The sequence below is a fragment of the Amycolatopsis sp. NPDC058278 genome (assembly GCF_042881395.1).
Taxonomy (GTDB): Bacteria; Actinomycetota; Actinomycetes; order Mycobacteriales; family Pseudonocardiaceae; genus Amycolatopsis.
On record NZ_JBHVXZ010000011.1, the window covers coordinates 65,696 to 76,659 of the forward strand.

General features: G+C 70.4%; 9 protein-coding genes. 5 read left to right on the top strand and 4 right to left on the bottom strand.

From position 1 onward, the window contains the following. Positions 1-84: 84 nt before the first annotated feature. Positions 85-1,107 carry an LLM class flavin-dependent oxidoreductase gene (locus ACFVYA_RS08040; RefSeq protein ID WP_387043605.1) on the top strand — a complete coding sequence of 341 codons (1,023 nt, stop codon included), beginning with the start codon at positions 85-87 and terminating at the stop codon, positions 1,105-1,107. Between the two features lie 36 nt (positions 1,108-1,143). Here ACFVYA_RS08040 and ACFVYA_RS08045 read toward each other — a convergent pair whose 3' ends face one another. The 3 genes from ACFVYA_RS08045 to ACFVYA_RS08055 all read right to left on the bottom strand — a co-directional run bounded on the left by ACFVYA_RS08045 (position 1,144) and on the right by ACFVYA_RS08055 (position 4,815). Beyond that, complete coding sequence (locus tag ACFVYA_RS08045) at positions 1,144-1,908, bottom strand: polysaccharide lyase family 7 protein (RefSeq protein WP_387043607.1); 765 nt, start codon at positions 1,906-1,908, stop codon at positions 1,144-1,146. 184 nt (positions 1,909-2,092) lie between these two features. Then, complete coding sequence (gene katG / locus ACFVYA_RS08050; RefSeq protein WP_387043609.1) at positions 2,093-4,366, bottom strand: catalase/peroxidase HPI; 2,274 nt, start codon at positions 4,364-4,366, stop codon at positions 2,093-2,095. Then, positions 4,363-4,815 (bottom strand): Fur family transcriptional regulator, encoded by a 453-nt coding sequence (locus ACFVYA_RS08055; RefSeq protein ID WP_285991179.1) that lies wholly within the window; start codon positions 4,813-4,815, stop codon positions 4,363-4,365. Before ACFVYA_RS08055 ends, katG begins: the two co-directional genes overlap by 4 nt. Positions 4,816-4,921: 106 nt before the next feature. On the opposite strand from ACFVYA_RS08055, the gene ACFVYA_RS08060 reads away from it, so the two are divergent. The 4 genes from ACFVYA_RS08060 to ACFVYA_RS08075 all read left to right on the top strand — a co-directional run bounded on the left by ACFVYA_RS08060 (position 4,922) and on the right by ACFVYA_RS08075 (position 9,483). Continuing rightward, positions 4,922-5,719 carry a thymidylate synthase gene (locus ACFVYA_RS08060; RefSeq protein ID WP_387043611.1) on the top strand — a complete coding sequence of 266 codons (798 nt, stop codon included), beginning with the start codon at positions 4,922-4,924 and terminating at the stop codon, positions 5,717-5,719. Next, positions 5,716-6,174 (top strand): dihydrofolate reductase, encoded by a 459-nt coding sequence (locus ACFVYA_RS08065; RefSeq protein WP_387043613.1) that lies wholly within the window; start codon positions 5,716-5,718, stop codon positions 6,172-6,174. The genes ACFVYA_RS08060 and ACFVYA_RS08065 overlap by 4 nt, the downstream gene beginning before the upstream one ends. A gap of 109 nt (positions 6,175-6,283) precedes the next feature. Further along, positions 6,284-7,912, top strand: coding sequence for a GMC family oxidoreductase (locus ACFVYA_RS08070; RefSeq protein ID WP_387043615.1), 1,629 nt, complete (start codon positions 6,284-6,286; stop codon positions 7,910-7,912). After that, entirely contained in the window at positions 7,909-9,483 is a 1,575-nt protein-coding gene (locus tag ACFVYA_RS08075; RefSeq protein ID WP_387043617.1) for a succinic semialdehyde dehydrogenase, read from the top strand. The genes ACFVYA_RS08070 and ACFVYA_RS08075 overlap by 4 nt, the downstream gene beginning before the upstream one ends. A 3-nt stretch (positions 9,484-9,486) precedes the next feature. On the opposite strand, the gene ACFVYA_RS08080 is transcribed toward ACFVYA_RS08075, so the two are convergent. Beyond that, positions 9,487-10,944, bottom strand: coding sequence for a phosphatidylserine/phosphatidylglycerophosphate/cardiolipin synthase family protein (locus ACFVYA_RS08080; protein ID WP_387043619.1), 1,458 nt, complete (start codon positions 10,942-10,944; stop codon positions 9,487-9,489). Between the last annotated feature and the right edge of the window lie 20 nt (positions 10,945-10,964).

Here is a 10,964-nt window from a genome sequence, read left to right on the forward strand (position 1 = left end):
CCGGGCGCCGGTTCACCGGAACGAGCGACGGTCGGTCCGCTCACACCGGGGAATCAATCCCCGCCGCCGGACGTCTGAGGTCCTGTGAAGAAGATTGGCTTCCTCTCGTTCGGCCACTGGTCGGCGAGCGCGCACTCCGAGACCCGGTCGGCCGCCGACTTCCTGCACCAGTCGATCGACCTGGCGGTCGCGGCCGAGGAGCTCGGCGTGGACGGCGCCTACTTCCGCGTGCACCACTTCGCGCGGCAGGCGGCGAGCCCGTTCCCGCTGCTGGCGGCGATCGGCGCGCGGACGTCGAAGATCGAGATCGGCACCGGCGTGATCGACATGCGCTACGAGAACCCGCTGTACATGATCGAGGACGCGGGGGCGGCCGACCTCATCTCCGGTGGCCGGCTGCAGCTCGGCATCAGCCGGGGGTCCCCCGAGCAGGTGATCGACGGCTGGCGGTACTTCGGGTACGCCCCCGGCGAGGGCGAGACGGACGCCGACATGGCCCGGCAGCACACCGAGGTGTTCCTGAAGCTCCTGGAAGGCGAAGGCTTCGCGCAGCCGAACCCGCGGCCGATGTTCGCCAACCCGCCCGGGCTGCTGCGGCTCGAGCCGCACTCGGCGGGCCTGCGCGACCGCATCTGGTGGGGCTCCGGTTCGAACGCGACGAGCGTGTGGGCGGCGAAGCTGGGCATGAACCTGCAGAGCTCCACGCTCAAGGACGACGAGACGGGCGAGCCGCTGCACGTCCAGCAGCGCAAGCAGATCGAGGCCTACCGCGAGGCGTGGACGGAAGCCGGCCACGAGCGGGAGCCGCGGGTTTCGGTCAGCCGCAGCATCTTCGCGCTGACGAACGACCAGGACCGCGCGTACTTCGGCGGCGACCGCCACTCGCGCGACCAGGTCGGCATGATCGACGAGAACACCCGGGCGATCTTCGGCCGGTCCTACGCCGGGGAGCCCGACGAGCTCGTGCGGCAGCTCAAGGAGGACGAGGCCGTCCAGGCCGCGGACACCCTGCTGCTCACCATCCCGAACCAGCTCGGCGTCGACTACAACGCGCACGTGCTGGAGAGCATCCTCACCCACGTGGCCCCGGAGCTGGGCTGGCGCTGAGGGAAGGCGGCCCGGTGGCGGCCGGGCCGCTCTTCGTCAGCCGTGGGTGACCTTCAGGCCGTAGAACGCGACCCTGGCGCCCTTGGTCGTGCTGCTCGAAGAGGACTGGTTGTACGAGCCGGCCTTGAAGTACTGCTTGTACGGCTTGAACGACGACGGGATGCCGTAGTGCGTGGTGCTCCCGTTGACCGTGAGGTCGATCGTGTTGCCGCCGGAGATGCCGATCGTGTAGGTCCACGTCTTGCCGACCGCGACGTGGCCGACGGTGTGGGACGTCTGGCCGCCGTCGGGGGAGTTCTCCGTGCCGAGCACGATGTCCCCGCTCGCCCGGTAGTACAGCTCCAGCAGCGGTTTCGTGGACGAGCCGCCGGTGCCGAGGTGCACCTGGCCGACGCACACGTTCGACGTCACCGAGACCACGCGCAGCGTCGCGTTCAGCTTGTGCGACCCGCTCAGCGCCCAGTTCGCGGCGGAGCCGTCGCGGTTCATCTCGCGCAGCTCCGAGCGCGCGTAGTTCGAATTCGGCGTCGTGACGCCCTTCTCCGGCGCCCAGAAGGTCATCGCGCCGTCACGGGTGTCGGTGTAGAAGTAGCTGTCCTGGAAGCCGTTCGGCCCCTGCAGCCGGGACGACGAGATGGTCGTCGGGCTGCCCGGCGAGCCGACCGGCTCCTGCAGCTGCCAGACCGAGAGGTCGAAGTTGCCACCCGGCGCCACGGAGGGATCCGCCGCCAGAGCGGGGGAAGCGGTGGCCGCGGCCAGGGCCGGGACCGCCAGGAGGACGAGCAAGGCACGCACACGCATCGTTGGGTGTCCTTTCGCGGTGGGGACACTGCACCATTCGTTCACGGACGTGAAATAAATGGTCTGGACAACCCGGCGGCGTGGAACTCACGGTAGGTCGGCGGTCACCCCGGTGTCAAGATCGCCGTGCACGCGAACGGGCCCGGCCGATCGCGAGGATCGGCCGGGCCCGTGCGGTGGTGGATCAGGCGAGGTCGAAGCGGTCGAGCTCCATGACCTTCGTCCACGCCGCGACGAAGTCGGCCACGAACTTCTCGCGGGCGTCTTCGCTGGCGTAGACCTCGGAGAGGGCGCGCAGCTGCGAGTTCGAGCCGAAGATCAGGTCGACCGCGGTGGCGGTCCACTTGAGCTCGTCCGTCGCGACGTCCCGGATCTCGTAGACGTTCTCGTCGGACTCCGACGCCTTCCACCGGGTGCCCGGCGCGAGCAGGTTGGCGAAGAAGTCGTTGGTGAGCACGCCCGGCTTGTCGGTGAGGACACCGTGCGCGGCACCGCCGTGGTTGGTGCCGAGCGAGCGCAGGCCACCGACGAGGACGGTCATCTCGGGCGCGGACAGGCCCAGCATGTAGGCCCGCTCGACGAGCAGCGTCTCCGGCTGGAGCTTCTCACCGGAGCGCAGGTAGTTGCGGAACCCGTCGGCGCGCGGCTCGAGAGCCTTGAACGAGTCGGTGTCGGTCTGCTCCTGCGAGGCGTCCGTGCGGCCCGGGTGGAACGGCACGGTCGTCTCGACGCCGGCGTCGCGCGCCGCCTTCTCGACGGCGGCCGAGCCGGCCAGCACGATCAGGTCGGCGAGCGAGATCTTCGCACCGCCGGCCTCGTTGAACTCGCGCTGGATGCCCTCGAGGGCCTCCAGCACCTTGCCGAGCTGCTCGGGCTGGTTGACCTCCCAGTTGCGCTGCGGCTCCAGGCGGATCCGGGCGCCGTTCGCGCCACCGCGCTTGTCGGTGGAGCGGAAGCTCGCGGCCGACGCCCACGCCGTGGTGACGAGCTGGGCGGTGGTCAGCCCGGACTCCAGCACCTTCGCCTTGAGCGCGGCGATGTCGGCGTCGCCCACGAGGTCGCCCTCGGCGGCGGGCACCGGGTCCTGCCACAGCTGCGGCTCGGCGACCCACGGGCCTAGGAAGCGGCTGACCGGACCCATGTCGCGGTGCAGCAGCTTGTACCAGGCCTTGGCGAAGGCCAGCGCGAACTCGTCCGGGTGCTCCAGGAACCGGCGCGAGATCGGGCCGTAGACCGGGTCGAAGCGCAGCGACAGGTCCGTCGTGAGCATCGTCGGCTTGTGCTTCTTGTCCGGGTCGTACGGGTCCGGGATGATCTCCGGCGCGTCCTTGGCGACGTACTGCTTGCCGCCGCCGGGGCTCGTGGTGAGCTCCCACTCGTAGCCGAACAGGATCTCGAAGAAGCGGTTGCTCCACTCGGTCGGCTTGTCGGTCCACGTCACCTCGAGGCCACTGGTGATCGCGTCCGGGCCCTTGCCGCTGCCGTGGGTGCTCAGCCAGCCGAGGCCCTGCGCCTCCAGGTTCGCGCCCTCGGGCTCCGGGCCCACGTGGTCGTCGGCGACACCGGCGCCGTGGGTCTTGCCGAAGGTGTGGCCGCCGGCGATGAGGGCGACGGTCTCCTCGTCGTTCATCGCCATCCGGGCGAAGGTCTCGCGGATGAAGCGGGCCGCCGCCTCGAAGTCCGCGCTGCCGCGGGGGCCTTCGGGGTTGACGTAGATGAGGCCCATCTCGGTCGCGCCGACCTCGGGGGCCATCTCCGAGTCGCTGACGTAGCGCTCGTCGCCCAGCCAGTCGTCCTCGGGGCCCCAGATGACCTCTTCGGGCTCCCAGACGTCCACGCGGCCGAAGCCGAAGCCGAAGGTCTCGAAGCCCATCGACTCCAGGGCGACGTTGCCGGCCAGCACGAGCAGGTCGGCCCACGAGATCTTCTGGCCGTACTTCTGCTTGACCGGCCACAGCAGGCGGCGCGCCTTGTCGAGGTTGGCGTTGTCGGGCCAGCTGTTGAGCGGGGCGAAGCGCTGGTTGCCGTCACCGGCACCGCCGCGGCCGTCGTGGATGCGGTAGGTGCCCGCGGCGTGCCAGCTCAGGCGGATCATCAGGCCGCCGTAGTGCCCGAAGTCGGCCGGCCACCAGTCCTGCGAGGTCGTGAGCACCTCGGTGATGTCGCGCTTGAGGGCCTCGACGTCGAGCTTGGCGAACTCCTTGGCGTAGCTGAAGTTCTCGCCGAGCGGGTTGCCCTTGGCCGAGTGGGCGTGCAGCACGGACAGGTCGAGCTGGTTGGGCCACCAGTCCTTGTTCGTGCGCGGACGTCCGCCCGTCTTCGGCTCCGGCGAGTCGATCGCCGGGTTTTCGCTCTCGCTGCCGTGCGAAGTCACCGAGTCGTGCGCGACCGGGCAACCGGCCGCCGCCTTCTTGTCCACGCCCTGCGCGGAGGACGGGGTGTCCTGGGTGGAGCTCATTTACTTCCTTCCGGGAGCGGCGAATCATTTCGGGGACGGTCGGCCGCGCAGCCGGGGCAGGTGCCCCAGTAGACGACCTCCGCCTGGTCGATCACGAAACCGTGATCGTCCGAAGCGGTGAGACAGGGGGTGTGGCCGACGGCGCAGTCGACATCGGCTATCGCCCCGCACGAACGGCACACGACGTGGTGGTGGTTGTCACCCACCCGGGCCTCGTAGCGGGCGTTCGCCCCGGCCGGCTGGATGCGCCGGATCAGCCCGGTGTCGGTGAGCGCCCGCAGCACGTCGTAGATCGTCTGGTGCGACACCGTCGGTTGCTCGGCGCGCACCAGGTCGATCACCGTTTCGGTGTCGACGTGGGGATGGTCGCGCAGCGCGGCCAGCACGGCCAGCCGGGGCCGGGTGACCCGCAGCGAGACCGCCCGCAGCTGTGCTTCGAAGTCCGACATCGCCGCCGACCCTAGGGGCTTTTCTGGAATGGGTCAAGTTATGGCCTCGTTCGTGTCGGCCGTCCGGGGTTCACGCTGAGTCAGCGGCACGGCTAGGCTCCCGGGCATGCCGGACACGCAGTACGAAGACCTCCTCCGCCACGTCCTCGACACGGGCACCCGCAAGGGCGACCGTACCGGCACGGGCACGCGGTCGATCTTCGGGCATCAGCTGCGGTACCGCCTGTCCGCGGGCTTTCCCCTGATCACCACGAAGAAAGTCCACTTCCGCTCGATCGCCTACGAGCTGCTGTGGTTCCTGCGCGGCGACGCGAACGTCTCGTGGCTGCGCGAGCACGGCGTCACGATCTGGGACGAGTGGGCGGCCGACGACGGTGATCTGGGCCCCGTCTACGGCGTGCAGTGGCGCTCGTGGCCTACCCCGGACGGCGGACACGTCGACCAGATCGCCGAGGTCCTGCGCACGCTGCGTGAGAACCCCGACTCGCGGCGGATCATCGTCTCCGCGTGGAACGTCGCCGACATCCCGCGCATGGCGCTGCCGCCGTGCCACGCGTTCTTCCAGTTCCACGTCGCCGACGGCAAGCTGTCCTGCCAGCTGTACCAGCGCAGCGCGGACCTGTTCCTCGGCGTGCCGTTCAACATCGCGAGCTACGCGCTGCTGACGCACATGATCGCCGCCCAGGTCGGGCTCGGCGTCGGCGACTTCATCTGGACCGGCGGCGACTGCCACATCTACGACAACCACGTCGAGCAGGTCCGCACGCAGCTGGCCCGGTCGGCGCGGCCGTTCCCGACGCTGGGGCTGAAGCCGGCGGACAGCCTGTTCGAGTACACCTACGAGCACTTCTCGGTCGAGGGCTACGACCCGCACCCGGGCATCAAGGCGCCGGTGGCGGTGTGATCGGGCTGGTCTGGGCGCAGGCGGCGAACGGGGTCATCGGACGGGACGGCGAGCTGCCGTGGCACCTGCCGGAGGACCTGCGGCACTTCAAGGAGCTGACCGCGGGGGCGGCGGTGGTGATGGGCCGCCGCACGTGGGCGTCGCTGCCGCCGCGGTTCCGGCCGCTGCCGGGGCGGCGCAACCTCGTGCTGTCGGGGACCCCGCAGGACGGCGCCGAGACGTTCGCGGACCTGCCGTCGGCGCTCGCCGCGGTGACCGGCGACCTGTGGGTGATCGGCGGCGCGGCGGTGTACCGGGCGGCGCTGCCGTTCGCGGACCGCGTCGTGGTCACGGAGATCCGCGAGTCCTTCGAGGGGGACACGTACGCGCCGGAGGTGGGACGCCCGGCGGACTCCGCGGGGGAGTGGCTGGAGTCTTCGACCGGCCTGCACTACCGCTTCCTGACCTGGGGCTGAAGCCCGCTCCGCCGCCCGGGCCGTTGCGCTCTCCGGGGTCGGCGCTATACGGTTGGCTCGAACTAGAACACGTTACAGTTCTAAGGGCCGGTCGTACCGAGGAGCGAGTATGGCGAAAAGGGCGGCGCGCGGCGACGAGGCCGACTACGTCGTCGTCGGGTCGGGGAGCTCGGGCGCGACGATCGCTGGACGGCTCGCCCAGGCCGGGGCCAGCGTGATCGTCCTCGAAGCCGGGAAGAGCGACGAGCAGCTGCTCATCAAGAAACCCGGGCTCGTCGGGCCGATGCACGCCGTGCCGCAGCTCAAGAAGCCACTCGACTGGGGCTTCTACGGCATTCCGCAGAAACATGTTCTCGATCGGCGGATGCCGGTGCCGCGCGGCCGGGTCGTCGGCGGCTCCAGCTCCATCAACGGCATGGTCTACGTCCGCGGCAACCGAGCCAACTTCGACTCCTGGGCCGCCGAAGGCAATACCGGCTGGGACGCCGACAGCGTCAACGCGGCCTACAAGCGCATGGAGGACTTCGAAGACGGCGAGAACGCCTTCCGCGGCGCGGGCGGCCCGATCCGGGTCACCCGCGCGAAGAACCCGCAGGAAGGCTCGCTGCAGTTCGTCGACGCCACCGCCGACGCGCTCGGCTGCAAGATCCTCGACGACTACAACGCCGAGTCCCAAGAAGGCGTCAGCCGGATGCAGCAGAACGCCGCCGACGGCCTGCGCTACAGCGCTTCGCGCGGCTACCTCCACAACCTCGCGTCCCCGACGCTGCAGCTGCAGTCCGGCGTGCTGGTCGAGAAGGTGCTGATCGAGAACGGCCGCGCCGTCGGCGTCGAGGTCGTCGACGGGCGCCGCCGGCGCACCATCCGCGCCGGCAAGGAGATCATCCTCTCCGCCGGCGTCATCGGCTCGGCGCAGCTGCTCATGCTGTCCGGCATCGGCCACGCCGAGCACCTCGGGGAACACGGCATCGCCGTCGTCGCCGACCTGCCCGTCGGCGACAACATGCACGACCACATGTTCCACGCCCTGACCTTCCACGTGACCACCAGCAAGAACAAGGGCACGGCGCCGTACTTCGCCCGCGGGCTGGCCAGGGAGCTGCTGCGCCCCGGCACGACGTTCCTGGCGAACTCGGTCTTCGAGGCGGTCGCCTTCCTGCGGACCTCGCAGGCCGGCGCGATCCCCGACCTGCAGCTGCACCTCCTGCCGTGGGCGTACGTGTCACCCAACCAGGACGCGCCGATCCGGCACGACGTCGACAAGCGCCCCGCGCTCACCGTGCTGACGACGCTCATCTACCCGAAGAGCCGCGGCACGCTGCGGCTCGCCTCCGCCGATCCCGGCGCGGCACCGGTCATCGACTTCCGGTACCTGTCCGACCCGGCCGACCTCGAGCTGCTCGGCGAAGGCTCGGAGATGGTGCGCGAGATCTTCGCGTCCAAGGCGTTCAAGGGCGCGGTCAAGGAGGAGATCCACCCGGGCAAGGACCTCACGGGCCAGGAACTGCGCGACGCGATCCTCAACCGCGCGACGTCGGTCTACCACGGCGTCGGCACCTGCCGGATGGGCGTCGACGAGCTCGCCGTCGTCGGCCCCGACCTGCGCGTGCGCGGCGTCGAGGGCCTGCGGGTCTGCGACGCTTCGATCATGCCGTCGATCACCGGCGGCAACACCAACGCGCCCTGCATCATGATCGGGGAAATGGGCGCCCAGCTCGTCCTCGGGAGCCGGTCATGACCCTCACACCGCTCGGACTCACCCGCCCCGCGTCGGTCACCGACGCCTTCCTGCAGCAGCTCGTGGCCCGGGTGCCCGGCTCGTCCGGCGTGACCTGGAAGCTCACCGAGGTCTACACCGGCGACGTGCTCGCCGAGCTGCCGCAGTCGACGACCGACGACATCGAGCGGGCGTTCGCCGTGGCGCGCGAGGCCCAGCGGAGGTGGGCGGCCACACCGGTCAAGCAGCGGCTGGCGGTGTTCCGGCGGGCGCACGCGCTGTTCGTCGAGCACGCGCGGACCGTCGCCGACCTCATCCAGGTCGAGAGCGGCAAGAACCGGCGGATGGCGATCGAGGAGACCTGCGACCCGCCGATGGTGATGAGCCACTACCTGAAGCGGGCGGCTCGCTTGCTCGCGCCGACCAAACGCGGCGGGCCGGTCCCGCTGCTCACGACGTCGACCGAGGTCCGGCTGCCCAAGGGGGTCGTCGGGATCATCGCGCCGTGGAACTTCCCGTTCGCCACCGGCGTTTCCGACGCCGTGCCGGCGCTGATGGCCGGCAACGCGGTGGTGCTGAAACCCGACAACAAGACCGCGCTGTCGCCGCTCTACGGCGTCCGGCTGCTGGAGCAAGCGGGCCTGCCGGAGGGGCTGTTCCAGGTGGTGTGCGGCGAGGGCCCGGACGTCGGCCCCACGCTGATCGACCACGCCGACTACGTGATGTTCACCGGTTCGACGGCGACCGGCCGGGTGATCGGCGAGCGGGCGGGCCGCAACCTCATCGGCTGCTGCCTCGAACTCGGCGGCAAGAACCCGATGATCGTGCTGCCGGACGCCGATCTTCCGGAGGCCGTCCATGGCGCGATCTTCGGCGCGTTCGGCAACACCGGCCAGATCTGCATGCACATCGAGCGGATCTACCTGCCGGAATCCCGGTACGAGGAGTTCAAGACGGCGTTCGTGGCGGCGGCTTCGGCCCTCGACGTCCGCGCGGCGTACGACTTCGGACCCGACATGGGCTCGCTGGTCTCGGTCGACCACATGCGCCGCGTCAAGTCCCATGTGGACGACGCGGTCGCCAAGGGTGCCACCGTGTTGTGCGGCGGCAAGCCCCGCCCCGACCTCGGCCCGGCGTTCTTCGAGCCGACGATCCTCGAGGGCGTCACCCCGGACATGCTCTGCGGTGTCACGGAGACGTTCGGACCGGTGGTGGCGCTGCACAAGTACCGCACGGTCGACGAAGCGGTGGCGCTGGCCAACGACACGGACTACGGCCTGAACGCCTCGGTCTGGAGCACCGACGTCACCGCGGCGCGCGCGGTGGCCGCCCGGATCGAGTCCGGCAACGTGAACGTGAACGACGTCCTCGCGACCGCGTACGCGGCGAAGGGAACGCCGTCGGGCGGGGTGAAGAACTCCGGCGTCGGCGCCCGGCACGGCGATCAGGGGCTGCTGAAGTACACGGACGTGCAGAACCTGGCCGTGCTGAAGAAGCAGGTGATGGGACCGCGGCCGGGGCAGGGGTACGAGAAGTACGTCGAGAGCATGCTTTCCGGGCTGAAGCTGATGCGGAAGCTGCGGATCCGGTAGCGCTCAGCCGTCCACCAGCAGCCCCCGCAACGGCCCCTGCAGCCGGGCCGCGCGGCGCGAGGCCCCCGGCAGCAGCACCAGCCGGTGGGTCCGCTGCTCACCGCGGCGTTCCCGCTCGGCCTGCTCTTCGGCCAGCGGCCGCCACAGGTTGTCCACGATGTCCGCCGGGTCCCGGGCTGCCAGCTCCGCCACCGGACGCCCCAGGTGCTCGGCCCACAACCGCAGCCGGGCGGTCCGGGCCACTTCGGGGTCGTCGGTCGCGATGTTGACTTCCGTGTCGTTGAACAGCGAATGCTCGTTCAGGTTCGCCGAGCCCACCGTCAGCCATTCGTCGTCGACGATGCCGAGCTTCGCGTGCACGTACACCGGGGCCGACGAGTCGTCGTCGTGCGCGCTGATCGTCGTCGCCAGCAGGCGGTGGTGGCCGTCGTCCGCGTCCAGCAGCCGGCCCAGCTGGCCGCGCGTGGTGTCCGAACCGTTGCTCGGCTTGCGCGGCAGCAGGAGGACGACGCGGAACTCCTCGGCCGGCGGGTTCCGCAGCTTGTCGAGCAGCACTTCGGCGATCTCCGGCGACCACAGGAACTGGTTCTCCAGGTAGACCAGCCGCCGCGCCGAGCGCAGGGCACGCAGGTAGCCGTCGAGGATCGTGAACTCGCCCTTGGGCAGGAAGTCGTACGTGTCGTTCGGGACCGTCTTCTGCAGCTGGACGCGGCTGGTGCCGGCCGGCTCCGGGACCGCCGGTTCGGGCAGGGTCTCGCCCGCCACCTCGGTCCACCGCCGGCGGAAGTGGTCGGCGACATCGGCGACGATCGGGCCCTCCAGCCGGGACATCAGGTCGTGCCAGCCGATCGGGCGTGGTGGATGGTTCGGGCTGTCGTGCCGGTCGCCCTCCAGCGCGGTGAGGTCCACCCCGCCGACGAACGCGACGGCGTCGTCGACGATCACCAGCTTTTCGTGGTGGCAGTGCAGGGTCCGTTCGCGGGCGTCCAGCACGCAGCGCACGTCGGTGCCCTCGGTGAACTTCCGCCGCTCGGACCGCGCCAGCTTCCGCGACGGCTGGAACGCGGGAAAGGGCGGCCCCGCCCACAGCAGGACGCGGACCTCGACCCCCCGTGCGGCGGCCTCGGCCAGCAGTTCACGCAGGGTGGGCGAGCCGGGCTCCCGCGTCAGCCGGAAGTCGGCGCTGGCGTGCCAGTTGGCGATGTGCACGTGGGACTTCGCCTGCCGGATGGCCTCGGCAACGGCCGGCAACGACTCTTCGCCGTCGATCAGCACCTCGACGCGGTTGCCGTCGCGCACCGGAGCCCGGCCGCCGAGCGGGTCATCGGCCCCGGCGGGTTCGAGAACGGCACCCCAGCCGAGCCCGCGCAGCCGCCGCCGGTGGTGGGCACACAGAACGCGCTCGAGCCCGTCGCCCACCCGCTCGTCCACCTTGTCCAGGAAAGACTGAAACGTCGTCACCCGCCAATACCACTACAGAT

Excerpts from the sequence above, each read along its gene's own strand:
- katG (WP_387043609.1), bottom strand. The coding sequence starts at position 4,366 with ATGAGCTCCACCCAGGACACCCCGTCCTCCGCGCAGGGCGTGGACAAG.
- ACFVYA_RS08060 (WP_387043611.1), top strand. The coding sequence starts at position 4,922 with ATGCCGGACACGCAGTACGAAGACCTCCTCCGCCACGTCCTCGACACG.
- ACFVYA_RS08045 (WP_387043607.1), bottom strand. The coding sequence starts at position 1,908 with ATGCGTGTGCGTGCCTTGCTCGTCCTCCTGGCGGTCCCGGCCCTGGCC.
- ACFVYA_RS08075 (WP_387043617.1), top strand. The coding sequence starts at position 7,909 with ATGACCCTCACACCGCTCGGACTCACCCGCCCCGCGTCGGTCACCGAC.
- ACFVYA_RS08070 (WP_387043615.1), top strand. The coding sequence starts at position 6,284 with ATGGCGAAAAGGGCGGCGCGCGGCGACGAGGCCGACTACGTCGTCGTC.
- ACFVYA_RS08055 (WP_285991179.1), bottom strand. The coding sequence starts at position 4,815 with ATGTCGGACTTCGAAGCACAGCTGCGGGCGGTCTCGCTGCGGGTCACC.